Annotated in this window: 2 protein-coding genes; one reads left to right on the top strand and one right to left on the bottom strand. The window is 40.3% G+C overall.

Going from position 1 to position 1,009, the window contains the following annotated elements; all coding sequences use genetic code 11:
* The first annotated feature begins 21 nt into the window (after window positions 1-21).
* Window positions 22-321: an iron-sulfur cluster assembly accessory protein gene (locus AC1DUA_RS38930; RefSeq protein WP_477504774.1), complete on the top strand. Its 300-nt coding sequence runs from the start codon at window positions 22-24 to the stop codon at window positions 319-321.
* 102 nt (window positions 322-423) lie between these two features.
* Here the strand turns inward: AC1DUA_RS38930 and AC1DUA_RS38925 are convergent.
* Window positions 424-1,009 (bottom strand): GntR family transcriptional regulator (locus tag AC1DUA_RS38925; RefSeq protein WP_477504773.1); only part of this gene is annotated, 586 nt, incomplete at its 5' end.

The following is a 1,009-nucleotide window of genomic DNA, read 5'->3' as shown; positions in this document are numbered from 1 at the left end:
GAATAGAGGAGAAACACCCATATGAAATGCAAAATAAACCGGAACGCAGCTAAAGTTTTGAAGGATATGTTGAGTCAGGAGGGGGCGGAGGGGAAGATGGTCCGAGTCTTGATTACTCAGAATCATGGCGATCATGCTCATTATGCCGTAATCCTGGATAATGCCACTGAAAATGATGAAATCGTAGAGACAGATAAAGGGATTAATGTCTTGCTAGATAAACGAGAGAACCTGTTAGATGGCGTTTGGATTCAATATTTTCATGTTCCGCAAGAAGATTTTTTCATTACGAATCCTTCTACTGGATTTCTTGAAAAGTAATACAACGTATTTTTATCGTTATGGTAACTTCATGGAAAGCGAACATGTAATGACGTATATTCTTGTCGTAAGTATGGACAGGAATATACGTCATTTTCATTTCTATTCACGTTTGATAAAGAATTTAAAGACGCTATTTTTCAAATAGTCCAGCGAATAGAAGACAGGTCTATCTTCTTCATCGAAATGAAGTTGCTTTAATAATAAGATTTCATTGCCCAGCACGTTCACGGCATTCTGATCCATTTCTTCGGAGCTGCTTAGCGCGCATATTTCGGTAATGGCATAGGCAATGTTGATGCCCATCTTGCTCTTTAAGAAATCAAAGATGGCTCCTGAGAATTCCCCCTCAAAATGACCTGCCACCAAACTCTGCGGGAAAATATTATAATAAAATGCCACTTTCTTGCCGTTTGCTGTTCGCGAACGCTCCAAAATGACAACTTTTTCATCATGATCGATTTGTAATTGCTTTCTCCAATCTTCCTCTGGCTCTCGTGTATAGATCTTAATGTCTAATTCACTTTCGATATACCCCTCATTTTTAATCATTTGACCCACACTTTGCAGCCTGCTCAGCGGGTTGATAATGAAGTCCGGACGGTTGTTGACATAAGTCCCTACGCCGTTTTTACTAATGAGCACCTTCTCCCGCTGAAGCATCTTGAGCGCTTCACGGAGTGTAGGG

Source organism: Paenibacillus sp. 01T422, assembly GCF_056398785.1.
Note: the sequence above shows the minus strand (reverse complement) of the source record. Positions and strands in the feature narration are given on the sequence as shown.

Bases quoted from the DNA above. Each gene is read 5' to 3' on its own strand.
- AC1DUA_RS38930 (WP_477504774.1), top strand. From the start codon at position 22: ATGAAATGCAAAATAAACCGGAACGCAGCTAAAGTTTTGAAGGATATG.